The sequence below is a fragment of the Paraburkholderia fungorum genome (genome assembly GCF_046026025.1).
GTDB lineage: Bacteria > Pseudomonadota > Gammaproteobacteria > Burkholderiales > Burkholderiaceae > Paraburkholderia > Paraburkholderia fungorum_E.
In genome coordinates this window covers 31,702-55,876 of sequence record NZ_JAQQFL010000043.1, presented here as the reverse complement: position 1 = coordinate 55,876, position 24,175 = coordinate 31,702, and the positions used below count along the sequence as shown (strand labels likewise).

Below are 24,175 nucleotides of genomic sequence, written 5' to 3'. Positions count from 1 at the left end.
CGAGGCACGCAGGTCGCGGGCGCTGAAACGGATGACGACGCGTGCGGAGTGAGGCCAGTCTAGAAATGCAAAAAGAACGCTTCAATTGGGACGTGGGATGCGTTTTTAGGTAACGCGCCCGGGATAGCTAAAGAAATCTTCAGACGCGAATCCGGCGGACTGGTGTTATGTTCCATCCCATACGCAATCGAATTTTTCCGCCGTTCCGTCCGATGAACTTCCCCGCTGAAGAAGACTTTCACCGCCTGCTCGACGCGCTCACACTGTGCGTGCTGCTGCACGACGCCGACACAAAGGCGATTGTGTGGGCCAATCGCGCGGCCTGTGAGGCGCTCGGCTTTACGCTCGAAGAGCTGCTGCCGCTCAAGGCGAAAGACATGACCCGCCCGGTGCCGAAGTACCGGCGTGAGATTGGCGTCGGCGCAATGGACCGTGCGATCACCGAAGGCCCGCAGGTCTACGAGTGGTGTTACCGCTCGCGTAACGGAGCCGATATGCTGTCCGAGGCGATTGCCACTTACGTGCCGCTGCGCGAGCGAGCGGTGGTGATGGTGCAGTTCCGCGACATCAGTGTCGAGGACACGCTCAAGCAGACCTTGCGGCGCTACGAATCGCGGTTGCGGGAATTCATGCAGGATCTCGGCGAGGGCGTCGCCGTTCTGACGCCTGCGGGCGAAGTGGAATTCGTCAGCGAATCCGGAAGGCGCGTGCTGGGTCTGGAAGAGGGCGCGCCAATGGGCGACGTGCTCGACTATTGCAGCGAATCCGATCGCGACCGTCTGGTGGAGCAACTCGCCCGCGCGCCGCGCATCCAGCCTTCGGCCCCCCAGCGTTATCGCATCACGCGCCGCGATGGCACGCCGGGCTGGCTGCGCATTACCTGCAGGAGGATCGAGATCGAAGACGACCTTAACGGCCGTCTGCTGCACTTTCGCGATATCACGGACGAAGTCGCCATCGAAGAGGCGCGCCGTCACGAGGCGCGGCTGCTGGAATACGCGGGGCGCTACAACGCGATGGGAGAGATGGCGACCGCGATTGCGCACGAGTTGAGTCAGCCGCTCGCCGCGGTGCGTAATTTCATCGAAGGCGCGATCCGGCGGCTCGCCCAACCCGGCGCCGTCGACGAGGCGTTGTGGGGCCTGCGCAGCGCCGATCGTCAGGCCGAACACGCGGCGGTTATCATCAGGAGCGTGCGCGATTACATCGTCAAGCGGGAGCCGAGCGAGACGGATGCGGATCTGCGCGACATCGTCGCGGACGTCGCGTACTTCATCGAATTGCGTGCCAAAGATGCCGGAATCGCCGTCACGATCGAGCAGGCACCTGAAGCCTTGCCGGTGTATTGCGAGCGCGTGCTGATCGGCCAGGTGGTGCTGAATCTGGCGTTCAATGCGATCGAGGCGCTGACGGAATGCGCGGCGGAATGCACTAACGTGCCCGCACGGCGCGGTGAATTGCGGCTTGTCACCCGTCTGCAGGGCAAGCTTGCGCTCGTGCAGGTCATCGATAACGGGCGAGGCGTGCCCGCCGACGCGCATGGCCGGCTGTTCGACGGCTTTTCTTCGTCGAAGGCGGGCGGCAACGGCATTGGTTTGTCGCTGTGCAAGAGCATCGTCACGCGGCATGGCGGCGAAATCTGGGCCAAGCCGGCACGCCAGGGCGGCCTTCAATGCAGCTTTACGCTGCCGCTCGTCGCCGCGCCTCGCCGCTGAGCGCATCTCAATCATGCGTGGTGTGGACGTTCTTGGGAATGGTCACGAGCGTGATCGCGGTGATGAGCCCGAAGCCGATCAGCATTAACGCAACCGGCCAGGGCGCATGAATCTTCGAATACAGCGCGATAGCGACCAAAGGTGCAAGTCCGCCGGAGAAGACCGACGCGATTTCGTGCCCTAACGCCATGCCTGAATAGCGGACTTCAGTGGGAAAAAGCTCACCCATCAGCGCGGGCTGAGTGCCGATCATCGCGGCGTGGCAGAAGGGCAAGCCGAGCGCGAGCGAAAGGAACACGAGCAGGGGTTCGTGCGTATCGATCAGCCAGAACGCGGGAAACGCGATCGCGACGAGGCCAAGCGCGCCGATCATATACACCGGCCGGCGACCGATCACATCCGATAGCCGCCCCCACAGCACGATCGTGAAAAGTTCGAGCAGCATGGCGAGCATCACGCCGCCGAGCATCACCGAAACCGGAACGCCGATCGTCTTGCCGTACACCAGCACGAACGACAGGAAAATATAGGTGCCGCCGTTTTCGGCCACGCGCAGTCCCATGGCCTGCAACACCTGTTTCGGGTGATTGCGCAACACCGTCAGCACCGGCATGTGCTTCGGCTTGGCCGTGGCGAAGTCGCGGCTCTCAGGCAGGCGCCGGCGTATATAGACGCCCACGCCGAAGATCAGCACGCTCGCCAGAAACGGCAGGCGCCATCCCCAGGACATGAAGCTTTCCGCCGGTAGCCGCTGCACCAGATAAAACGCGGCCGCCGACAACACGAAGCCACCCGCCACGCCCAACTGACTAAACGACGCGTAGTAGCCGCGGCGATTGGCGGGTGCGCTCTCGCTGATCAGCAGCACACCGCCGCCCCATTCGCCGCCGGACGCAATGCCTTGCACGATCCGCAAACAGACGAGCGCGATGGGCGCGAGGAAACCGACCTGCGAAAACGTCGGCAACAGACCGATGCCGAAGGTCGCCACGCCCATCATCATCAGCGTCACGACGAGTGCGCCTTTGCGGCCATGCCGGTCACCAATGTGGCCGAAGACGACGCCGCCTAACGGTCGCGCCACGAAACCAATCGCGAAGCCGGCGAAGGCGGCGAGCGTACCCATCAACGGATCGCCGTGCAGCGGGAAGAACAGCGGCCCGAAAATCAGGGCCGCGGCCGTGCCGTACAGGAAGAAGTCATACCATTCGAGCGCGTTGCCGAGCACGGAGGCGACGACGATCCGCCGCAGCGCGCGCGAGGTCGCCGGCACCGCGGGCGTAGCGGACGTAGCGGACGCGAGGGGCGAGTCGGCCGTGGGAGAAAACGTGTCGTTCTGCATCGTCGTGCTCGCTGGTATCGTCGTCATTTACAGCAGGAACCCGATAGCGCTGAGCGCCTCGGTCGAATCGATCAGGCGGATCACCTTCTGGACGATACGCGCCTCGCCGCTCGCGAAACTGATGCGATGCGTGAGATCCGCGGCGAACAGGGTCGACTTGCCGCGTTTGTACGCGACGATGACCTGTGCGGAACTCACTTCGACTTCGTCGCTGGTATCGCTCGTCAACGTGAAACGCGAAACCGTGCGCACCGTGCGGGCGGCGTCGCTTGCCGAGGCTGAATAGCCGGACATCATGCGTTGCACGCGTTTCTCGCGCATGTCCTGATCGTCGTACGCGTAGTTCAGCGTGGCGGCGAAGTCGGTGGTGGCGGGATCGATCGGCACCACGTAAAAGCCCGCCGGGTCCCACAGCGAGAGCCACTCGCGATAATCCTTGCGGTCCAGCAACTCGGCTTCGCGCCAGATCAGTTCGATCGCGCCGGCAAAGGTCTGCTGCGAGAACAGTGTGTTCTTCTGGTCCATCATGCTTGCTCCATCATCGTGCGCCATTGCGCGTACGCTTCGCGCATTCCGGTTTCGTCGGTGGCGTGCGCGGTCTTTTCGCCGTTCGGCGCCGTGCTTTCGCGATTCAGGCCGCGGTTCACGAGGATCGGCAGATCGGGGCCGGCCTGTGAGCCGCGCTGAACGCGTTCCCATGCTTCGGCATCGTCCGGACTGCCGAAACCGAACGGGCCCTGGAAGTGTTCGTGAATACGCAGACGTACGCGGTTCGCTTCGTCGGGACCGCCGTCCATCGCGAGCGCGACGTGGCGAATTTCAGTTTCGTTCGCGGAGATGGGCCGCAGCACGCGGAAAAACGCCATCGACAGCGCGAGGTTCGGAAACAGATTCAGGTTGAAGCCGACACCCATCAGCGAGCGCACGATGCGGCGCACTTCCTCGGGCGGGTGTTTTTCCGCGAGCGTGGCGGCGAGTGCCTCGAAGCGCTCGGGGATCGGCGCGCCGTCGTCGCGGTCGAGGTCGACGAGTTCCGGCACCAGCACCGCGAGGCTATGGCCGTTACCGAGCGAGCGGCAAAATGCGTCGTCGCTGGTCATGAAACTCGTGATCGCGGCGGCGGTTTCGTCGTCGATCGATTTCATCCACGATTTGTGGACGACCGGGAAGTGATACAGGTCGGTGGTGTTTTCGAGCTGGATCTTCCAGTTGCCGTTGAAACGGAAGCGGTGCTCGCCGTTCGCCTTGATCGGATAGCCCGCGCCTTGCTTCATGAACAGATCGATCCACGGTTTGGCGCCACCGAGAAAATCTTCGAGCGGTTCGATCTCCTGATTGAAGCTCGCGAAGATCAGACCGTTATAGATACCCACGCGCAGACTCGCAAGGGGCAGTTCGGTCTTGTCGATCACCCCTTCATAGCCGTCGCCATAGGGCAGGGCGCGCAATGCGCCGTCGAGGCCGTAGGTCCAGCTGTGGTACGGGCACGTGAAGCCTTTCGCATTGCCTTTGTGCTGTTCGCACACCGTCGCGCCGCGATGGCGGCAGCGGTTCTGCAGAACGTTGACGGCGCCGCTCTTGTCGCGCACCACGATCACCGGCTGGCGGCCGATCGTGGTGGTGCGGAAGTCGCCCGGATTCGGCAATTCGCTCTCGTGCGCGACCCAGATCCACGTCTTGTAGAAAATGCGCTCGAGTTCGGTTTCGAAAACCGCCGGATCGTAGTACAGCGAAGGGGCGACGCGGTCGGACTGCGCGCGCTGATACAAAGCGCTCGCATCGACGGTCTGATATGAGGATTCGCTCATGGGAGTCGTATGTGGGTGGTCGATGGAGCAAAGTCTCGCTGAGCGACTGATATGCGTCAAATTGATCTAAAATAAAATATAAGATCAATCTCATGGATATCTCGATGAATTCATTGGATCACGTCGACCTCAATCTGCTGCGCGTTTTCCAGGCAATCGTCGAGGAGCGCAGCCTCACGCGGGCGGGTCTGCGCCTTGCGCTGTCGCAACCGGCGATCAGTTATTCGCTGGGGCGTTTGCGAACCCTGTTCGACGACCCGCTGTTTATCCGCACACGCGCCGGCATGCAGCCCACGCCCATTGCGCTCGAACTGTCGATCATCGTCGCGCGGGCGCTGGATACGGTGCGCGAAGCGCTGCGTTACGCGGAACATTTCGATCCGGCGGTGAGCACGCGCACGTTCCGCTTATCGCTGTCCGATGCGGGGGAGTTGGCCTATCTGCCGCCGATTTGCGAAGCGTTGCACCAGCAGGCGCCGCGCGTGAAATTGCGCATCGAGCCCTTGCCGGTAGAAGAAATCGAAGATGCGTTGCGAGGCAGCCGGCTCGATTTTGCAATCGGTAATCTGCCGACGCTGACCGCGCGCACGCGTCATCAACCGTTGTTCGAGGAGACCTACGTTTGCATGACGCGCAAGCGGCGCGGCTTGCCCCGCACCAAAGAGTTGGGCATGAAAGCGTTTCTGGACGCATCGCACGTGCAGATCACGTCGGTCGAACACAGTCACTATGCGTTGGACGATGCGTTTCGCGCGCAAGGGGTGGGCCGGCATATTGCGCTCGAATTGCCGCATTTCGTGGCCTTGCCGAGCGTGCTGGCCGTGACCGATCTGTTCGCGACGTTGCCGCGGCGTCTTGCACAGATTTTCAATCGGGACGGTGGCTTTCAGTTGTATGAATTGCCGGTCACGTTGCCGATGGCCGCCGTCACGATGCATTGGCACGAGCATTTCGATCAGGACGAAGGCAACGTGTGGCTGCGCAATCTGATGGGCGATATCGTGCGGCGGTTTGACGAGCGTTGAGAAGGGCGCAAGGTCTGGCCGGAATGCAGCGGGTGCGTCAGCCAGGTAGCCGGCAACGAGACCATGCTCAGGCCGCCCTCCGGACAATCCCTGGCCTGTCGCGGGAACAACATGGCATACAATGTTTCCATCAAACGGCAAAAAATCGCCTAAAAGCTTGATGTGACGACAACATTGCATACAATTTCAGAATTCTCGTCCAACCGCTTTTCCAGCGAAGATGTATACGCCACGCTGAAAAAAGCGCTGGGGGACAGTCAGTACGCCCCGGGCGAATACCTGCGCGAAGCCCAGATCGCCCGGTCGATGGGGGTGAGCCGAACGCCTGTGCGCGAAGCGCTGCAGCGCCTCGCCTCCGAGGGCTGGCTGGAGATCCGGCCGAACTACGGCGCACGCGTGAAACACTGGTCGGCACGCGATGTCGAGGAGATTTTCGAGGCGCGCTTGCTGGTCGAACCGTATCTGGCGGGCCGCGCGGCCCTGCGCATTACGCCGGAGGACATCGGCACGCTCGTCGAGCTGGCCGGGCGGATGAACGCTATTGCGACATGCGAGGCGACACCCGAAACCACCGAGCAATGGTTTGCCGCGAACGGCACCTTTCACGCGATCGTGACGGCAGCGGCCGGCAACGTGCGGCTGGATAACGCGCTCAAGTCCATGAAGGAAATGCCCCTGATCAAGTGGACGTACGACACGTATGGCGCCGACGATCGCCGGCGCAGCGCCCGCCAGCACGTCGAGATCGTCGAGGCGCTCGAACAACGCAACCCGGCTCTCGCCGAAGCCATCACACGCTGCCACATTCTTGCGGCAGAGCAATCGGTACTGGCGAAGATGAAATAGCGGCAATCCGCGTCGCAAATCAGCGGCCACGACTGAGCGACGCCGACAATCAACGACATTGGAGACAAAAATGATGATGACGGCGAGCGCTGGCGCGAGACTGGACCGGCTTCCTATATCCCGCTTTCATCGCCGCATCCTGTGGCTGATCGGCGGCGGGATGTTTCTAGACTCATTTGACATCTACCTTGCCGGTGGCGTGCTTGGCGCACTGACCCGCAGCGGCTGGTCGACCATGCAGCTCAACGCGACCTTCCTGTCGTCGACCTTCATCGGCATGCTGCTCGGGGCACTGACGGCAGGCCTGCTCGGCGATGCCAAAGGCCGCAAGTTCACGTATCAGTTCAATCTGCTGATCTTCGGCATCGCCTCGATTGCCGGTGCGCTCGCGCCCAATATGACGTGGCTCATCGTTTGTCGCTTCTTCATGGGCCTCGGTCTCGGCGCGGAAATCGTCGTGGGCTACGGCTCGGTCGGCGAGTTCATTCCGCCAGCCGTGCGCGGCAGATGGTCTGCCTATCTTTCGCTGATTACGAACTCCGCCCTGTTCGCTTCCACTTTCCTCGGATTCCTGATCATTCCTTCGATCGGTTGGCGCGCCATGTTCGGGATTGTCGGCGTCGGCGCGTTGATCATCTGGGTGATTCGCAAGAAGATGCCGGAATCGCCGCGCTGGCTCGAATCGAAGGGGCGTCATGAGGAGGCCGACGCGCTCCTCACTGCGATCGAAACGGAGATCGCGCGCGATCTGCCGGGGCACGCCTTGCCGCCGCCCGTCGAGTCGAAGCCGGTAGCCACGCAAATCACCACGCTATTGAGTCTGTTCCAGCGTCCTCTGTTCCACCGCATGTTCCTGTCGATTTGCGTGCAGGTGGCGATCAATATCGTGATCTACGGATTCATCGTGTGGGTGCCGACCTTCCTGATGAAGCAGGGTATCGGCGTTGCATCGTCGCTTGGCTACACGGCATTAATGTCGCTGGGCGGGCCGGCCGGCGCACTCGTCGGCGTGTTGATCGCCGACAGGGTCGGGCGTAAGAACGGCCTGATTGGCGTCGCCACGCTGGCCGCCGCGATCGGCTGGTTGTATGGCCATTCGAGCAGCGTGCAGATGGCTACGCTGCTGGGCTTCATTCTGTTCACGCTGACCTATCTGATGGTCGCGCTCGGTATCGCCACGTACATCCCGGAGCTGTTCGCGACGGAAAACCGCATGCGCGCCAACGGCGTGGCGGGTTGTTCCGGCCGCCTGGCGGGTATCGTCGCCCCGCAGGTGGTCGTGCTGATGTATGCCTCCGGCGGCATCAAGGACGTGCTCTCCGTGATCGTCGGCGCGCTCGCCGTGCTCGTGGTGGTACTGGTCGCTTTCGGCATCGAAACCAATCAACGTTCGCTGGAGGACATCGCGCCGGAAACGGATGCGCTGCCGCTCGCAACCGGGCACGAGATGCCCGGCAAACAGCATCTTTAGCCGCATCTGAATATCAAGGAATTCGCCATGATTCGCAATAACGCCCGTCTCAAGCTCAGGGCCCGCCTGTCGCAACCGGAAATCGTGGTCGCCCCGGGCGTCTTCGACATGATCTCGGTGCGCCTCGCCGACAGCATGAAGTTCGACTGCCTGTACATGACCGGCTATGGCACGGTAGCGTCGTATCTGGGGGTGCCCGATGCGGGCCTTGCTACCTACACCGACATGCTCAATCGGGTCACCGCGTTCTGCGCGCTCAGCGACACGCCGATCATTTGCGACGGCGACACCGGGTACGGCGGTTTGCTCAACGTAGCCAACACCGTACGCGGGTATGAACTCGCCGGTGCGGCCGGCATCCAGCTCGAAGACCAGGAGTTCCCGAAGAAGTGCGGTCACACGCCGGGCCGTCGCGTGATTGCGGCTGAAGACATGGTCAGGAAGATCAAGGTCGCGGTCGAGACGCGCGTCGACCCGGACTTCCAGATCATCGCCCGCACCGACGCGCGTACCAGCCTCGGTCTCGATGAGGCGTTGCGGCGCGGTGAAGCCTATGCCCGGGCCGGTGCCGACATCCTCTTCATCGAATCGCCGGAGACGCAGGAAGAGCTCGAGAAGATCGGTAAATCGTTCGACACGCCCTTGCTCGTCAATATCGTGGAAGGGGGCCGCACGCCGCAACTGACACCGGCGGAACTGGAGGCGCTCGGGTTCTCGCTCGCGATCTATCCGGCGTCGGGTTTCCTGGCGGTAACCCGTGCGCTCGAGCATGTCTATACCCAGATTCAGGCGCTCAAAGGCACCAGCGGGGAGCAGGACGCAATGTATTCATTCGAGAAGATGTGCGACCTGATGGGCTTCCCGGCCGTGTGGGAATTCGACCGGCAGCATGCCGACTGAAACTTCAGGCCCGTTTGAACAGCTCCCGCGCGAGCGAACACAGCAAGGTCGTAGTCGGCGACTCATCCTGCAGGCGCCGGCTCATGATAATCGGCGAGACGATATTGGCGGCCGGAACGGGCCGGTACACCACGCCATGCGCGCGCAAACCCTCCACGCTCTCCGGCACGAGACACACGCCGACCTGCGCCGCAACCAGACCGAGCGCGGTTTGCAGCTCCCTCACTTCATGAATGGCCTTCGGCTCCAGCGCGTGGTCGTGCATGGCCGATAGCTGCTGGTCCGCATAGCTCGGCCGTGGCGTGCTCGGATAGACGATCAGCGTTTCCTGCGCGAGCGCGGCAAGCGTCAGCGGTTTCTTCTGGCGTGCGAGCGGATGATCTTGCGGCAGTGCGGCAATCATCCGCTCTTCGACAAGTACCTCGCGCGCCAGTTGCGCATCGTCGAAACGCAGGCGGCCGAAACCGACGTCGATACGGCCGCCTTTGAGGGCGCCGAGCTGCTCGATCGTGAACATTTCAATCAGCGACAACTCGATATGCGGAGCGGCCTCGCGAAACGCACGGATCACCGCGGGCAGCGCGCCATACAGCGTGGACGGCACGAAGCCGATCACGATGCGCTCGGCCAGTTGCGCGAGGCGTCGCGTGAGCGGCGCGAGCTCGTCGGCTTCATCGACAAGGCGCCTGGCCTGCGCATAGAAAATGCGCCCGGCTTCGGTCAGACGCAGCGGCCGGGCGCCGCGCTCGAACAGCGCGAGGCCGACGCTTTCCTCGATCTGCTGGATCTGGCGGCTGAGCGGCGGCTGTGTCATATGCAGGCGATTAGCGGCCCGCGTGATATTCATTTCTTCGGCGACCGCGATGAAATAGCGGAGCTGGCGAAGTTCCATGCATACCTCTAAGGTATGGAAGTAGTCGGAATCGGTGTTGGACTGCTTCGCGGGTTGTTTCTACTATGGTGCTCTCAGGCAAGCGGTTCAGGAGGGCAGGCAATGATAGCAACACCCGTGAAGATCGAGAGCGTGGAGACGATTCTCGTCGACGTACCGACGATTCGTCCACACCGGCTTTCGGTCGCAACGATGAATTGCCAGGCGCTCGTGCTGGTGCGCGTGCGTTGCGCCGACGGCGTGGTCGGCGTGGGCGAAGGCACGACCATCGGCGGCCTCGCGTACGGCGAGGAAAGTCCGGAGAGTATCAAGGTCAACATCGATACGTATTTCGCGCCGCTGCTCAAAGGTATGGACGCGACCCGTCCAGGCGCGGCGATGGCGAAGCTGCGCACGCTGTTCCAGGGCAACCGCTTTGCCCGATCGGCGCTTGAAACCGCCTTGTTCGATGCTCAGGCGCAGCGCCTCGGCGTGCCTTTGTCGGAGCTGTTCGGCGGCCGCATCCGCGATTCGGTGGACGTGGCGTGGACGCTCGCGAGCGGCGACACGACCCGCGACATCGACGAAGCCGAGCGTGTTTTCGAAGCGAAGCGGCATCGCGTGTTCAAACTGAAGATCGGGTCGCGCGCGCTGGCCGACGACGTGGCGCACGTTCTGGCGATCCAGAAAGCGCTGCAAGGACGCGGTGAAGTGCGGGTCGACGTGAACCAGGCGTGGAGCGAATCCGAAGCGATCTGGGCCGGCAAGCGTTTCGCCGATGCAGGCGTTGCACTGATCGAGCAGCCGATTGCCGCGGAAAATCGCGCGGGTCTCAAACGTCTGACCGATCTCGCTCAGGTGCCGATCATGGCGGACGAAGCCTTGCACGGCCCGGCCGATGCCTTCGCGCTTGCCAGCGCGCGTGCGGCCGATGTGTTCGCCGTGAAGATCGCGCAATCGGGCGGCCTGAGCGGGGCGGCGAGTGTGGCGGCGATTGCGCTCGCCGCGAACCTCGACCTGTACGGCGGCACGATGCTCGAGGGCGCGGTGGGCACGATCGCCTCGGCGCAACTCTTCAGTACCTTCGGCGAATTGAAGTGGGGCACGGAACTGTTCGGACCGTTGCTGCTGACCGAAGAGATTCTCACTGAACCGCTGCGCTACGAGAATTTTGTTTTGCATCTTCCTGAAGGACCGGGTCTGGGCATCACGCTCGACTGGGACAAGATCGACCGCTTACGGCGCGATACGCGCAAGGGCGCGAGCATCACCACGAACTGACGGTTCAGTCGCCGGCCGCCACGAACATTAATTAAACGAAGGAGATACCCCATGAACAAGCAAACCATCGACGCGTTGCTGCAAAAAATCAACGACAGCGCCACCAGTGAAGGCAATCCACGCACGAAGCAGATCGTCAACCGCATCATCAAGGATCTGTTCTATACGATCGAGGACCTCGACGTGCAGCCCGACGAGTTCTGGACCGCGCTCAACTATCTCGGCGACGCGGGCAAGAGCGGCGAGCTCGGCCTGCTGGCCGCGGGCCTCGGCTTCGAGCATTTTCTCGACCTGCGGATAGACGAAGCCGAAGCGAAGGCCGGGATCGAAGGCGGCACGCCGCGCACCATCGAAGGACCGCTGTATGTGGCGGGCGCACCGGTGTCCGATGCTCATGCGCGGCTCGATGACGGCACCGATCCGGGTCAGACGCTGGTGATGCGCGGCCGTGTGTTCGGCGAAGACGGCAAGCCGCTGACGAATGCGCTGGTCGAGGTGTGGCACGCGAATCACCTCGGCAACTACTCCTACTTCGACAAGTCGCAGCCGGCCTTCAATCTGCGCCGCTCGATTCGTACCGATGCCGAAGGCAAGTACAGCTTCCGCAGCGTGGTGCCAGTGGGTTACTCGGTGCCGCCGCAAGGGCAGACGCAGTTGCTGCTCGATCAGTTGGGTCGCCACGGGCATCGTCCGGCGCATATTCACTTCTTTGTTTCGGCGCCGGGCTGCCGCAAGCTGACCACGCAGATCAACATCGACGGCGATCCGTATCTGTGGGACGACTTTGCGTTCGCCACGCGCGACGGGCTCGTGCCCGCCGTCAGGCAGGCCGAGGGCGCGGAAGGCAAACCGTATGGGGTGGACGGCAAGTTCGCGCTGATCGATTTCGACTTCACGCTGTTCAAGGAGCGCGACAATCTGCCGGGCGCGGAAGTGGAGCGCGTGCGCGCGGAAGCCTGAGATAACAAAAATAACAAAAGGAGAACCAGCATGCTGTTTCACGTAGAGATGACGGTCAACCTGCCGTCCGATATGGATGCGGAACGCGCCGCCCGTCTGAAGTCCGATGAGAAAGCGATGTCGCAGAAGCTGCAGCAGGAGGGCGTGTGGCGGCACTTGTGGCGCATTGCCGGCCGCTACGCGAATATCAGCGTGTTCGATGTGGAAAGCCCCGCGCATCTGCACGACGTGCTGAGTCAATTGCCGCTGTTTCCGTATATGGACGTCGAAGTGCGTGCGCTGTGCCGGCATGCATCGTCGATTCGCGACGACGACCGCTAAGGGTGCAAAAAAGCCGGTGTTGCGAATGCAGCACCGGCTTTCCTTAAAGATTAAAGCCCAGGTCTTAAAGATCGAGCACCAGCAGCGGCGAAGCAGCGCGCGAGACGCAACAGCAGATCACCTTGCCGCTCGCGCGTTCCGCTTTACTCAGGCAATGATCGCGATGCTCGGGCGTCCCGCTGACCACGTCGACCATGCAGGTGCCGCATACGCCTTCGCCGCACGACGTATCCACTTCAATGCCGATCGACGCCAGCGCCGCGACGATTGTCGTGTGTTTGTCCACGTGTACGGTTGCGCCACTGCTGGCGATCCGCACCTCGAATGAATCGAGCGTGTTCGATTCGCCGCCAGCCGCCGAAGCAGGCTCGGCGGCAAAGCGTTCAAGGTGAATCGCCTCGGCCGCAACGCGCTCCTCGCCGATCGCCACCACCCGCTCCATGAAGGGCGCCGGTCCGCACGTGTAGAGGTGCGAACCTTCGCTCGCATTCGCCACGCAGCCGGCCAGCACCGTGTCGAGCTGCTCCCGCTCGACGCCGAAATGAAGCCGCACGAAATCGCTGAACGGTGCGCGCGACAGCAATGGCAAGAACGCCGCGTGCTCCGCACTGCGTGCGAAATAATGCAGCACGAAGCGCTGCTCCTGCTTGAGCAACCGGTATGCCATGCTCAATAGCGGGGTCACGCCAATGCCGGCGGCAATCAGAATGTGTTCACGCGCGCCGGACGCGAGTTGAAACAGATTGCGCGGCGCGCCGATCGTCAATTCACAGCCCACCGTCACGTCGTCGTGCAGCGAGCGCGAGCCGCCGCGCGACGCTTCTTCACGCTTGACCGCAAACAGGTGCGTTTCGTGTTGATCCGGGTCGCCGCATAGCGAGTATTGCCGCGTGAGCCCGGACGGTCCGGTGACGTCGATATGCGCGCCGGGTTCGTAGCGCGCGAACGCTTGTCCGTCCAGACGCGATACGCTGAACGAGCGCACGCCGTGCGCTTCGTCACGCACGCTCTCGACGCGTACGCTTAAGGTGGTTCTTTCCATGATCTTGCCGGCAAAATGAGCGGGGACAGTGAGGGGCAGCGCGGACGCTCCATGCATTGCGCGGCGTCCGGTTGTGCATCAAGGATAAGAAACCACCGGTAATCAGGCAAATCGATTAAAAATCGGTTGTTGAATAAGTACGATTGATAATTCGGTGCCGGCCATGCCCCCTCGTCATTCCCGGACACCCGCCAGGTGCCGCACCAGCGCTTTTTCCGGCCGTTTCAGCGCATTCAGGTCGCGCATGCAGATCAGCAACTGCCGCGTGGCCCACGTGTCCGTCAGTTCGATCGTGCGAATGCCCGGCGTGCCGCGATAGCGTTTCGCGGCAGTGGCCGGCACGATGGCGATGCCCGCGCCTTGTTCGACCATGCAGCAGACGCTTTCGAAGGTTCGCATATGCGCGCGGACGCTGAGTGCTTGCCCGGCAAGCAATGCACGTTCGCCAAGGTAGGCGTGCAACGCACTGCCCGTGCTCAAGCCAATGAATTCACGCTCGGCCACTTCCGCCAGCGTCACGCGACGGCGCGCGGCCAGCGGATCGTCACGGCTCGCGATCAGCACGAGTGTGTCGACGGCGAAGGGCAGCGTCTGCAACGCGCCGTGTTCGACGGCGTCCGAGATGATGCCGATCTCCGCCGCGCCGGCCAGTACCGCTTTTACCGTTTCGCTGCTTTGCCGTTCCTTCAGATCGATCTGTACGTTGGGGTGATCGCGCAAAAACAGGCCGATCGTGGACGGCAGAAACTCGGTGATCGCGGCGGTATTGGTCCACAGACGGATGCACGCTTTGCGCCCGGCCTGATGTTCGCCGAGTTCGCCCTGCATCCGGTCGATCTGGCCGAGCACGAGTCGCGCGTGATGCGCAAGCGTATCGCCGGTCGCCGTCGATTCCACGCCGCGCCGGCCTCGTTCCAGCAACGGCTCACCCAAGGCTTCTTCCATGCCGCGCAAACGTGCGCTGGCCGACGGCAGCGACATGTTCGCGCGGGCCGCGCCATGCGTGATGCTGCCGGTTTCAAGGATGTGAAGGAAAAGGCGGAGGTCGATCAGGTCGAAGCGCATGGCGTGGGATTCGGGTTGGCGTAGTAGTTGGCTTAGTAGTTGGCGTTGTTATCGTGGCCGGGTTTGAGCCTCAGCGTTAGCCTTAGTTATAGCCTAAGTCACAGTACGTATCTTACGCATTGTGGGCGGCGCTCTGGCAATCGAAAATCCGGACATGACATTCAGAACACCATCCCGATGATCTCTTCGTTTGCTATGCGCGCGAGCGTGGTTGCCGTGACGTTCGTGGTGGCCGGCTTCGTCAAGGGCGTGACCGGCATGGGCCTGCCAACCGTCGCCATGGGCGTGCTCGGCACGCTGATGCTGCCGGCGCAGGCCGCCGCGATGCTGCTGCTGCCGTCGTTCGTGACCAACGTCTGGCAACTGTTCGCGGGGCCCAGCGTGCGGGCGCTGGTCAAGCGCCTGTGGCTGATGATGGTGGGCATTGTCGCGGGCACGCTCGCGGCAGCGTCGTTCATTGCCGGCGGCGGTGGCGCGTGGGCCGTGGCCGGCCTGGGCGCCGCGTTGACGCTGTATGCGGTGGCCGGACTGCTGGCGTGGCGCTTCTCGGTGCCGGCGCGGCACGAGCGCTGGCTCTCGCCGGCGGTCGGCGTGGTCACCGGCGCGATCACGGGCGGCACGGGGGTATTCGTCGTGCCGGCGGTGTCTTACCTTCAGGGGCTGACGTTAAAAAAAGAGGATCTGGTTCAGGCGCTCGGTCTGTCCTTCACCGTGTCCACCATCGCGCTCGCCCTCGGACTGGCGCGCGAGCATGCATTCGCGATCGATGACCTGGGCGAATCGCTGTGCGCCGTGGTGCCCGCATTGCTCGGGATGTGGATCGGGCAGCGGGTGCGCGGGCACATTAGTCCGGCGACCTTCCGGCGCTGGTTTTTTATCTGTCTGCTCGGCCTGGGCATTCAGTTGCTGGTGCGCGCATTCGTTTGATTACAGTGTGGCGAAAGTGAAGCAGGGAGGGTTGAATCGTGTGGCCGACTATTCTGGATACCTTGGGGGCCCTGGCGGTGCTGGCCAGTGTGGCCGCGCAGATCGCATTCATCCGCAAAACGCGGCAATCGGCGAGCCGCGCGGCCCATCCTCAGTCAACGCGGCGCAAGCCGCTCGGGTAACGCGTAGCGTTGCATCGTGCGTTCCATACCGTCGAGAAACGCCTGCTCGGCAGCGTTCATTTTGCGCGCGCGCAGCCACAGCAGATCGATGTCGACGTCGACCAGACCCTCTTCGGGCGGCAGGCGCCACAGCCGTTGTTGCGCGAGATCGTCGCGCACGATGTGTTCGGGCAGGCAGCCGATGCCATAGCCGGCGAAGATCAGCCGGCGTACTTCGTCGAGGCTCGGAGAGGCCGCCACGATGCGGCCGGTAAAGCCGCGTTGATCGCGAAACACGGTGAGCGGCGAGAGGCTGTCGCCGATCTGGTCGCTGGTGAACGACACGAAGTTTTCGGCCAGCAACTGATCGACCGACAGGGCATGCCGTCCGAACAGCCGATGATGCCGCCCGCAAAAAAGCGCATACCGTTGCCGCAGAAAACAGCGCTGCTCGAGTTTGTCGACGGGCGTTCGGCATAGACCGAGGCCGGCCGTGGCCGTTTTCTGCAGCAACGACGAGATGATGTCCGACGAGCGCATGACTTCGATCTGCAAATCCACGCGCGGATAGGTCTTGTGGAATTCCGCGAGGAATTCGTCGTAGACGCCGGAGTCGATCCGGCTCACGGTCAGGAGCCGGATCGACCCGGTGATGTCGTCGCTGCGGTCGTCGAGTTCGGTTTCGAGCCGCGACATGTGGCCGTAAATATCGCTGGCGATCCGGTACACCTCCTCGCCGGCACGGGTGGGTTCGAAGTGCGGGCCGCGGCGCTGGATCAGGTTGCGTCCAAGCGTGTCTTCGAGCCGTTTGAGCGCCTGGCTGACCGCGGGTTGCGTCAGGTGCAAACGGGCTGCGGCACGGCTGACACTGCGCTCCTGCATGATCACGAGAAACGTGCGCAGCAGGTTCCAGTCGAGCCTGTCATTCAAAAAGCGCGTGACGTCCGCGCGCAACTGAGTCATACCATCGCCTCCGACATTAGCTACATTTATAGTTGAGATAATAAGCCGAAATTTGACTAATGTTTTATGGCTGGCGATAAAACACCTCAACAAGATGCCCTGATGTCAGGCATCGCGACTGAGGAGCCGCCATGAACGCTTCACCTCCCGCCACCCGTCAGCCCGTACGGGCGGCCAGCGCCGCTTTTATCGGCACGATGATCGAGTGGTATGACTTCTACATCTACGCCACCGCCGCCGCGCTGGTGTTCGGCGAGTTGTACTTTCCCTCGCACGATCCGTTTGTCAGCACGATGGCGTCGTTTGCGACCTTCGCGGTCGGCTTCTTTGCACGGCCGCTGGGCGGCGTGATTTTCGGCCACCTGGGCGACCGCATCGGCCGCAAGAAGGCGCTGATGACCACGCTGATGATGATGGGCGTCGCCACCGTGTGCGTCGGCCTGCTGCCGGCCTATACGAAGGTCGGCCTGCTTGCGCCCGTGCTGCTGGTGCTGCTGCGTGTGGTGCAAGGCGTGGCGGTGGGCGGTGAGTGGGGCGGCGCCGTGCTGATGGCCGGTGAACATGCGCCGCAGGGGCGGCGCACCTTCTTCGCTTCGTTCGCGCAATTGGGCAGCCCGGCCGGATTGATTCTCTCGCTGATCGCCTTTCGCGCGGTCACGTCGATGCCGCACGACGACTTCATCGCGTATGGCTGGCGTCTGCCGTTTCTGGCGAGCGCGGTGCTGCTCGCGGTCGGCATCTTTATCCGCATGGGGGTGAACGAATCGCCGGAATTCCAGCGCGAGAAAGACGCGAAGCGCACCGTCGAATTGCCGATTGCCGAAGTGTTCCGTTCTTCCGGCGCGCTCGTGGCGCTGTGCATCGGCGCGAATACGATCGGTATTGCGGGCGTGTATTTCACCAACACCTTCATGATTTCGTACACCACGCAGAACCTCGGCGTGTCGAAGTCGCTGATTCTCGATTGCCTGTTCGCGGTCGCGATCATCCAGTTTCTGTCGCAACCGCTCGCTGCGTGGCTCGCTGAAAAGCTCGGCGGCGCGCGTTTCCTGAAGCTGGCCGCGTTCGCCGCGATGCTCTCGCCGTATCCGATGTTCACACTCGTGCAGAGCGGCAACCGGTTGTCGATGATTGTCGGCATCGCACTGGCGGTGGTGTGCATGGCGAGTTTCTATTCGGTGATCGCGGGCTTTGTCAGCGGTGTGTTTCCGGTGCGCGTGCGTTACTCCGCGATCTCGCTTTCGTACCAGGTGTGCGGCGCGATTGCCGGTGGCCTGACGCCGCTGGCGGGGACATGGCTCGCCCACAAATTCGTCGGGCAATGGTGGCCGCTTGCGGTGTTTTACACGTGCCTCGCGGGCATTTCATTGTCGTGCGTCGCCGGACTGGATGCGCTGAAACACCGTCGTGCCGATGCGCCTGAAGCACTGCCGGCACGCTGAATCACAGAGAGATCAAAGGGCTTGCCGGCGCGTGCGATGATAGTCGCACCGGCCTGTGCCTGAAGCCAAGGAACTGGACTATGCAGACTTTTTTTCATCCGGCGCAGTTAAAGCACCATCCGCGCAGCTATCTGTCGCGTGGTCAGATGCGCACGCCGCAGGAAGTGCCCGAGCGTGCGTTGCGACTCGTCGAAGCCGTGAAGAAGCTCGGCTTTGACGTGCAGGAACCGGCGGATTTCGGCGCCGCGCCGCTCGCCGCGGTGCATGGGATGAACTACCTGCGTTTTCTCGAAGAAGCGCACCGCGAGTGGAAGAAGATTCCGGCGGAATGGGGCGACGAGGTGATGTCGAACGTGTACATCCGCGAAAATAATCCCTTGCGTGGCGTGCTCGCGCAAGCGGCCCGCTATCTCGCCGACGGCAGTTGCCCGATCGGCGCGGATACTTACGAATCGGCATACTGGTCCGCGCAAAGCGCGCTGGCCGGCGCACAGGCGATTCTCGACGGCGCGGCTGATGCGTACGCGTTATGCCGGCCGCCGGGCCATCATGCACGCGCCGAAGCGGCAGGCGGTTTCTGCTATCTGAACAATGCTGCGATTGCTGCGCAAGCGTTGCGGCAAAAGTATGGGCGCGTGGCGATTCTCGATACGGACATGCACCATGGCCAGGGCATTCAGGAGATTTTCTACGGCCGCGACGACGTGTTGTACGTGTCGATCCATGGCGACCCCACCAATTTCTATCCCGTCGTAGCCGGTTTCGAAGACGAGCGTGGCGCGGAAAAAGGCGAGGGCTACAACGTCAATCTGCCCATGCCGCATGGTTCGTCAGAAGCGGTGTTCTTCGAGCAACTCGACGCGGCGCTGCGCGTGGTCGCCCGTTTTCAGCCGGACGCATTGGTCGTGGCGCTGGGTTTCGATATCTATAAAGACGATCCGCAATCCCAGGTCGCCGTGACGACGGAGGGTTTCGGCCAACTCGGCGGCCGGCTCGGTGCGCTGAAACTGCCGACCCTGATCGTGCAGGAAGGCGGGTATCACGTCGAGACACTCGACGCGAACGCGCAATCATTCTTCGGGGGATTTACGTCGAAGCGGTGAGGTGAGCGGGCAGGTTCAGCGGCCGGTTCATAACGGCGGGCCGCGACCGTGCCGCCTAGTGTTCTTGCCCCGCTTGTTCCGCTTGTTCCGCTAGTTCCGCAGGTTCCGATTGTTCGGCTCATCCGACGTATCTATTCGCCTTCAGCCGCTTTATCCCTACGGCCTGTGTGTCTACATTGGCTCCAGTGACAGCGCCACTGCATTTCCAGCTTCATCGACGCCAGCGTCGCGAATCTTCGCGACGGCGCGTCGGCGCGAACTCAATCCAAAGGACACACGATCATGAGCAAGCTCACAGGTAAGGTTGCGGTTGTAACGGGCGCATCGAAAGGTATTGGCGCGGCGATTGCGAAGGCATTGGCGGCGCAGGGCGCGTCGGTGGTGGTGAACTACGCGTCCAGTAAGGCGGGCGCGGACGAGGTGGTCGCCGCCATCGCAGCGGCGGGCGGCAAGGCGGTGGCCGTGGCAGGCGACGTATCCAAGGCGGCCGACGCGCAAGGTATCGTCGATACGGCAGTGGAAACGTATGGGCGTCTCGACATTCTCGTCAACAATTCCGGCGTGTACGAGATGGCGCCGATCGAAGAGATCACCGAAGCGCACTTCCATAAACACTTCAATGTGAACGTGCTGGGTCTGCTGCTGGTCACGCAAGCGGCGGCGAAGCATCTGGGCGAAGGCGGCAGCATTGTGAACGTCAGTTCGGTCGTCAGCCGCATCACGCCGCCGGGCACCGTGGTCTATACCGCCACCAAGGGCGCGGTGGATGCCATCACCGGCGTGCTCGCCCGTGAACTCGGTCCGCGCAAGATTCGCGTCAACTCCGTGAATCCCGGCATGGTGGAAACGGAAGGCACGCATAGCGCCGGCTTTATCGGCTCGGATTTCGAGGCGTGGGCAATCAGCACGACCCCGCTTGGCCGCATCGGTCAGCCTGAAGATATCGCGGACGTCGCCGTGTTCCTCGCCTCCGACGACTCGCGCTGGTTGACCGGCGAAAGCCTGATCGCGAGCGGCGGCGCGCGCTAACGGCGTGCAAGTTGTGGGCGCTGCGATCGTATTGGCCGGCCTCGTTCTCGACGCGATGGCGGGGCAGCGTTCGCAGCGTCTGGACAGGCAACGAGTCCGGCTAGACAGCGCGCCGCAATCCGCGGCGCTGTCGCCGTCATCCGGGCAGAAATGCGAGCGGGTCGAGTAGGATTGCTTGCGCCGCCAGCGTGTCGTTCAGCGCATCGTTCAGCACGGCGCGAAGCTGCGCCGTGTGCTCCACCCCTGCATCGAGCATGACCAGATCGCCGGCAAACGCCGCGTCGATTGACAGCCGCCCATCGAGCACGGCTCGCAATGTCGTTTCCGACGTCACGAATACGACATCGCGGTCGGCCTGATTATCCGACGTCACATCGGGCGCCTCGGGCGTAATGTCCGGATCGAAGCCGCGCCCGGTAGCGTGAAAAAATCCCCACGTCCCGATTTCGATCAGCAGCACGTAGAAATCCGGCAGCGCCAGCAACTCGCTGGCCGGTTTCGATGCTTCGAGCCGGGCGGTCAAGCCCTGTAGCGCGTCGACTGCGGCCGCGCGCATCTTCGCATTGCTCAAGGCGCCATCCAGCAGGCTTTCCGGCAGCGTGCCCGCGTCGATGGCGTTACGCGTCGCCACCGCCACCGAGAGGGCCAGCGGATGGTCGACGTTGAATTCGAGCTTCAGTTCGCAGATAGCGCACATTGCCGGGTTCGTCCTGTAGTCAGATGCGGTGTGGGTTCAGGGCGTGACGATGTTGAACCAGAAGTCTAAGTTGTCGAGCCACGACACGAATTCGCCGAGTTTCTTCGTATCGCCACTCAGTTTCGCCTTGCCGCTCATGACGAGTTTTTCCATCGTGGCGTTGCCCATCATGACGTCGTTCAGATCCGAGCGCGTCATGGTGACGGTGGCATCCGCGGTATTCGAAGTCTGGCCTTTCGAATAGTGAAGCGCGGAGTTCTCGACACCGACCAGATAGTTTTCCTTCGTATCGGTCATTACGAAGTTAAACGAAATGGTCTTGCCGGCTGCCCGTTCGGCGTTCAGCCGGACGCCCTGATAGTCGAGGAACATCTCGAGCGGCATCGCCTTGATCGTGTCGGGGCTTTGCGAACTGCCGAACGGCACCTTGTGCACGCCGTTGCGCAATTCCATGGCGCCGGTCAGATAGAAGTTGCGCCAGCTCGACGCTTCCGACTGGTAACCCATCTGCTCGTAGGCGTCGGCCAGCATATGTTTGGCGGCCACGTTCTGCGGTTCGGCGAACACGACATGGTTCACCACTTCCGCCACCCAGCGATACTCGCCCTTGTCGTAATACGCTTGCGCTTTGCGCAGCACGGCGGCCGAGCCACCCATGAACTCGACGTAATGCTTGCCGTTCTCGACCGGCGGCAAGCGGTGCAGATTCGCCGGCACGCCGTCGAAGAAGCCGAGCCGCAAGTTGTATTGCGCCACGAGGTCGTGAAACACCGTGCCGTAGTAACTGCGGCAATACCATTGCCGCGCCAGTGAATCGGGCAAGCGCAACGAGTCCGCAATTTCCAGCGGCGTATAGCCCGTGTTGGCGAGACGCATGGTCTGGTCGTGGAGATAGCGGTACATGTCGCGCTGTGCTTTCAGGAACGCGATGATCCGCTCGTTGCCCCAGGTCGGCCAGTAATGCGAAGCGAATAGCACCTGCATGTCGCTGCCGAACATGTCGATAGCGGCCTGCAGATACTTCGACCACAACAGCGCGTCGCGCACCTTGGCGCCGCGCAGCGTGTAGAGGTTGTGCAGCGTATGGGTCGCGTCCTCGGCGGCGCAGAACGCCTTGTACTTCGGAATGTAGAACATGAATTCCGACGGCGCTTCGGACTCCGGCGCCATGATGACGATCATCTCGACGCCGTCCATCACGAGTTTTTGCCCGGTCGTGGTGGCAAAGTCGGTTGGCGTGAGTAGCGTGATCGCGCCGATCGACGTGGTCTTGCCGAGTCCGGCATCCACCACGCCCGCGGGACCGCGCGGCAGCAGATTGCCGTACATGTAGGCCGCGCGCCGGCTCATCGCATTGCCGGCAATCACGTTCTCGCCCACAGCGGCCTCGGTGAAACCGGCCGGCGCGTAGATCTTGACCTTGCCCGATTTCAGATCGGCTTCGTCGACAATGCCGCGGATGCCGCCGTAGTGGTCAGCGTGGCTATGCGTGTAGATAACGTGAGTGATCGGCTTGTCGCCGATATGCGGAATGACTAATTGCTTCCACACCACGCTTGATACGTCGGCTGTCATCAGTGGGTCGATCACGATCCAGCCCGTGTCGCCGCGGATGATGCTCATCACCGAAAGATCGTAGCCACGCACCTGCCAGATGCCGTCGACCACTTCGAACAGACCGTGATTCATATTCAGCTTGGCGTTGCGCCACAGGCTGGGGTTCACGGAATCGGGCGAGTTGTTTTCCGGGCCGCCCTGAACAAAAGCAAACTGCCCGAGGTCCCACGCCGCGCCGCCTTTTGAGCTGGGGATCACGCCCTCCGGCAAGGTGGCGATGAGCCCGCGGCTGGCGTCCTGGAAGTCTTGTGTGTCGTTGAATGCGAGCTGATTCGCATAAACCGCGTTGGCCTCGCGGGTGGCCTTCGTGGGGGCCTTGGAGCCGATGCCGGTAGCGGTTGGGCCGGCTGCGGTTTGTGCCAGCGCCTCTCCGGCAACGGTGCCCATTCCGCTTGCAATGCCTACTGAAACGACACCCTTTAGAAATCCTCGGCGTTTTGATGCGGAAGCCTGATTATTTTCGTCGGACACAGAACATCCTCCATGTTTTCCAGACGTCCCATTGGCGATTGGCGCCTAGGGGGCTTTTACTTTCCGCGAGTGCTTGTTCGCGCGAACAATCCTAGTCAATGAGACGAGGGTGCGCAATGTTCTTGTGCGAATTTTTTACCGAGGCGCAAAGCGGTACCTGGGCTTTCAATCTGGCATGTCGAATTTTTACTTATGTAATGTCACTCGAAATAGCCGACGGCGAGATCGATGAATTCGCGGATCTTGCGCGGCACGAATTCGCGGCTCGGATAAACGAGCGAGACCGCGACGTCGCCATTGAGCACCGCGTATTCGCCGAGAATGTGTACAAGGGTGCCGGCGCGCAACTCATCGCTGACCATTTCGAGCGGAAGCAATGCGATGCCCATTGCGCCGAGCGTCGCCTGCTTCTGCATGATCATGCTATTGACCGTGAACGACGCGTCGAGCGTGACGCTTTCCTCGCTACCGCTGCTGTTGTCATTGCCATGGTGATCGTTTCTGAATACCCAGGTCTGCGGACTGGCGTCGAGCGATGCGGCGATCACCCGGTGCCGTGCGAGATCAGCCGGGGTGGCGGGATAACCGGCCTCGGCCAGATAGGCGGCCGCTGCCACCGGCACCACGTGCGAGTTGATGAGACGGCGCACCACCAGTGATTCGGAACGGATCATGTGCTCGGTCACGATACCTACGTCGAAGCCGCCTTCCAGCAGATCGACGCGTTTTTCGGTGAGCGTGACACGCAGATTCACGTGGGGAAATTTTGCCTGGTACTCCGCAAAAAGTGGCGTGAGCCGGAACAGCGAGAAGCTGCCCAATGCCACGATCCGCAGATCGCCCGCCACTTCCTTCGAGGTCGTCGTGGCGCGCGATTCGACCTCTTCGAGTTCGGCCAGCACAACCCGGCAGCCGTCGACATAATCGGCGCCGGCTTCGGTCAGCACGACCTTGCGCGTGGTGCGCTGAAGCAGCCGGATGCCGAGGTGTTTTTCAAGGCTCGACACATGGCGCGTCACGACCGAGGTCGCGACACCGAGTTGCTCCGCGGCTTGTGCGAAACTGCCCGCGTCGGCAACCTTGACGAAGGCCTGCATGGCCTGAAACAGATTGATCAT

Annotated in this window: 22 protein-coding genes; 12 read left to right on the top strand and 10 right to left on the bottom strand. The window is 62.3% G+C overall.

The features are described 5' to 3' along the window. Positions 1 to 212 precede the first annotated feature (212 nt). Positions 213 to 1,715 (top strand): PAS domain-containing sensor histidine kinase, encoded by a 1,503-nt coding sequence (locus PQR67_RS33660; protein WP_408467140.1) that lies wholly within the window; start codon positions 213 to 215, stop codon positions 1,713 to 1,715. A 7-nt stretch (positions 1,716 to 1,722) separates the two neighbouring features. On the opposite strand, the gene PQR67_RS33655 is transcribed toward PQR67_RS33660, so the two are convergent. From PQR67_RS33655 to PQR67_RS33645, 3 genes are read right to left on the bottom strand one after another with little or no spacing between them, the layout of a single operon-like run. Further along, the gene (locus PQR67_RS33655) at positions 1,723 to 3,057 is read right to left on the bottom strand and encodes an MFS transporter (RefSeq protein WP_408467138.1); all 1,335 of its coding nucleotides are present in this window, start codon (positions 3,055 to 3,057) and stop codon (positions 1,723 to 1,725) included. Positions 3,058 to 3,084: 27 nt separating this feature from the next. Next, positions 3,085 to 3,585 carry an aromatic-ring-hydroxylating dioxygenase subunit beta gene (locus PQR67_RS33650; protein ID WP_408467116.1) on the bottom strand — a complete coding sequence of 167 codons (501 nt, stop codon included), beginning with the start codon at positions 3,583 to 3,585 and terminating at the stop codon, positions 3,085 to 3,087. Continuing rightward, positions 3,582 to 4,865 carry an aromatic ring-hydroxylating oxygenase subunit alpha gene (locus PQR67_RS33645; RefSeq protein WP_408467115.1) on the bottom strand — a complete coding sequence of 428 codons (1,284 nt, stop codon included), beginning with the start codon at positions 4,863 to 4,865 and terminating at the stop codon, positions 3,582 to 3,584. Before PQR67_RS33645 ends, PQR67_RS33650 begins: the two co-directional genes overlap by 4 nt. 104 nt (positions 4,866 to 4,969) lie before the next feature. Between PQR67_RS33645 and PQR67_RS33640 the strand changes: the two genes are divergently transcribed. The 4 genes from PQR67_RS33640 (at position 4,970) to PQR67_RS33625 (ending at position 9,107) form a co-directional block, all read left to right on the top strand. Continuing rightward, a complete protein-coding gene (locus PQR67_RS33640) occupies positions 4,970 to 5,890 on the top strand; it encodes a LysR family transcriptional regulator (RefSeq protein ID WP_408467114.1) in 921 nt (306 codons plus the stop codon). Between the two features lie 174 nt (positions 5,891 to 6,064). Beyond that, positions 6,065 to 6,736 (top strand): GntR family transcriptional regulator, encoded by a 672-nt coding sequence (locus tag PQR67_RS33635; protein WP_408467113.1) that lies wholly within the window; start codon positions 6,065 to 6,067, stop codon positions 6,734 to 6,736. 70 nt (positions 6,737 to 6,806) lie between these two features. Further along, positions 6,807 to 8,207, top strand: coding sequence for an MFS transporter (locus PQR67_RS33630; protein ID WP_408467112.1), 1,401 nt, complete (start codon positions 6,807 to 6,809; stop codon positions 8,205 to 8,207). Positions 8,208 to 8,234: 27 nt separating this feature from the next. Then, positions 8,235 to 9,107, top strand: coding sequence for an isocitrate lyase/PEP mutase family protein (locus tag PQR67_RS33625; RefSeq protein WP_408467111.1), 873 nt, complete (start codon positions 8,235 to 8,237; stop codon positions 9,105 to 9,107). Positions 9,108 to 9,111: 4 nt separating this feature from the next. On the opposite strand, the gene PQR67_RS33620 is transcribed toward PQR67_RS33625, so the two are convergent. Next, positions 9,112 to 9,999, bottom strand: a complete 888-nt coding sequence (locus tag PQR67_RS33620) for a LysR family transcriptional regulator (RefSeq protein WP_408467110.1) — start codon at positions 9,997 to 9,999, stop codon at positions 9,112 to 9,114. Between the two features lie 102 nt (positions 10,000 to 10,101). Here PQR67_RS33620 and catB2 point away from each other — a divergent pair, with 102 nt between their 5' ends. From catB2 to catC, 3 genes are read left to right on the top strand one after another with little or no spacing between them, the layout of a single operon-like run. Then, positions 10,102 to 11,259, top strand: a complete 1,158-nt coding sequence (gene catB2 / locus PQR67_RS33615; protein WP_408467109.1) for a muconate cycloisomerase CatB2 — start codon at positions 10,102 to 10,104, stop codon at positions 11,257 to 11,259. 51 nt (positions 11,260 to 11,310) lie between these two features. Beyond that, the gene (catA, locus tag PQR67_RS33610) at positions 11,311 to 12,219 is read left to right on the top strand and encodes a catechol 1,2-dioxygenase (protein ID WP_408467108.1); all 909 of its coding nucleotides are present in this window, start codon (positions 11,311 to 11,313) and stop codon (positions 12,217 to 12,219) included. 30 nt (positions 12,220 to 12,249) lie between these two features. Next, complete coding sequence (catC, locus tag PQR67_RS33605) at positions 12,250 to 12,540, top strand: muconolactone Delta-isomerase (RefSeq protein WP_408467107.1); 291 nt, start codon at positions 12,250 to 12,252, stop codon at positions 12,538 to 12,540. A gap of 64 nt (positions 12,541 to 12,604) precedes the next feature. On the opposite strand, the gene PQR67_RS33600 is transcribed toward catC, so the two are convergent. Together PQR67_RS33600 and PQR67_RS33595 are read right to left on the bottom strand one after the other, a co-directional pair. Next, positions 12,605 to 13,582, bottom strand: coding sequence for a PDR/VanB family oxidoreductase (locus tag PQR67_RS33600; RefSeq protein ID WP_408467106.1), 978 nt, complete (start codon positions 13,580 to 13,582; stop codon positions 12,605 to 12,607). A 174-nt stretch (positions 13,583 to 13,756) separates the two neighbouring features. Then, positions 13,757 to 14,647: a LysR family transcriptional regulator gene (locus PQR67_RS33595; RefSeq protein ID WP_408467105.1), complete on the bottom strand. Its 891-nt coding sequence runs from the start codon at positions 14,645 to 14,647 to the stop codon at positions 13,757 to 13,759. 177 nt (positions 14,648 to 14,824) lie between these two features. On the opposite strand from PQR67_RS33595, the gene PQR67_RS33590 reads away from it, so the two are divergent. Next, positions 14,825 to 15,574: a sulfite exporter TauE/SafE family protein gene (locus PQR67_RS33590; protein ID WP_408467103.1), complete on the top strand. Its 750-nt coding sequence runs from the start codon at positions 14,825 to 14,827 to the stop codon at positions 15,572 to 15,574. A gap of 155 nt (positions 15,575 to 15,729) precedes the next feature. Here PQR67_RS33590 and PQR67_RS33585 read toward each other — a convergent pair whose 3' ends face one another. Further along, positions 15,730 to 16,689, bottom strand: coding sequence for a LysR family transcriptional regulator (locus PQR67_RS33585; protein ID WP_120343219.1), 960 nt, complete (start codon positions 16,687 to 16,689; stop codon positions 15,730 to 15,732). Between the two features lie 140 nt (positions 16,690 to 16,829). On the opposite strand from PQR67_RS33585, the gene PQR67_RS33580 reads away from it, so the two are divergent. From PQR67_RS33580 to PQR67_RS33570, 3 genes are all read left to right on the top strand, one after another. Continuing rightward, positions 16,830 to 18,140 carry an MFS transporter gene (locus PQR67_RS33580; RefSeq protein ID WP_408467102.1) on the top strand — a complete coding sequence of 437 codons (1,311 nt, stop codon included), beginning with the start codon at positions 16,830 to 16,832 and terminating at the stop codon, positions 18,138 to 18,140. 80 nt (positions 18,141 to 18,220) lie between these two features. Next, positions 18,221 to 19,243: a histone deacetylase family protein gene (locus PQR67_RS33575; RefSeq protein WP_408467101.1), complete on the top strand. Its 1,023-nt coding sequence runs from the start codon at positions 18,221 to 18,223 to the stop codon at positions 19,241 to 19,243. A gap of 282 nt (positions 19,244 to 19,525) precedes the next feature. Then, positions 19,526 to 20,272, top strand: a complete 747-nt coding sequence (locus tag PQR67_RS33570) for a glucose 1-dehydrogenase (protein WP_408467099.1) — start codon at positions 19,526 to 19,528, stop codon at positions 20,270 to 20,272. Between the two features lie 136 nt (positions 20,273 to 20,408). On the opposite strand, the gene PQR67_RS33565 is transcribed toward PQR67_RS33570, so the two are convergent. The 3 genes from PQR67_RS33565 to PQR67_RS33555 form a co-directional block, all read right to left on the bottom strand. After that, positions 20,409 to 20,969, bottom strand: a complete 561-nt coding sequence (locus tag PQR67_RS33565) for a hypothetical protein (RefSeq protein WP_408467098.1) — start codon at positions 20,967 to 20,969, stop codon at positions 20,409 to 20,411. A gap of 36 nt (positions 20,970 to 21,005) precedes the next feature. Continuing rightward, positions 21,006 to 22,973, bottom strand: coding sequence for an alkyl/aryl-sulfatase (locus PQR67_RS33560; RefSeq protein ID WP_408467097.1), 1,968 nt, complete (start codon positions 22,971 to 22,973; stop codon positions 21,006 to 21,008). Between the two features lie 284 nt (positions 22,974 to 23,257). After that, complete coding sequence (locus tag PQR67_RS33555) at positions 23,258 to 24,175, bottom strand: LysR family transcriptional regulator (protein WP_408467096.1); 918 nt, start codon at positions 24,173 to 24,175, stop codon at positions 23,258 to 23,260.